Raw genomic sequence first — 368 nt, 5'->3', positions numbered from 1 at the left:
CGCGCGCGAGCGGCCCGACCACGAGGGCGTGGTTCTGGACCGCGCTGGCGTAATCGCTGGGGACCTGGTCGGGGGTGTCGCCGGCCTGCACCAGGTTGACGACGAAGCCGGCGCTGTCGCGCTCGTATGCGGCCATGAAGCCGGCGCGCACCGCCTCGGCCGGCTTGCCCAGCGCTTCCGAGCGCAGCGGCAGCATCAGCGCGATGCGGACCGCGCCGGCTTGCACCGCGCCGGGCTGCATGGCGGCGGGTGGCAGGCCCCCGGGGCCGGACAGGGCGATGGGGCGGGTCTGCACGATCGCGGCCGGGACCGACGCGAGGGGCGCGACCGGCGTGACGGGCATATTCGGCATATTCGGCGCGGCCACA

General features: G+C 75.5%; 1 protein-coding gene. It reads right to left on the bottom strand.

Features of this window, described 5'->3' with window-relative positions:
• Window positions 1-368 (bottom strand): hypothetical protein (locus tag D0817_RS26860; protein ID WP_202866528.1); only part of this gene is annotated, 368 nt, incomplete at both ends.

The organism is Flavobacterium cupreum (assembly GCF_003996965.1).
GTDB lineage: Bacteria > Bacteroidota > Bacteroidia > Flavobacteriales > Flavobacteriaceae > Flavobacterium > Flavobacterium cupreum.
This window is presented reverse-complemented; position numbering and strand designations above follow the sequence as displayed.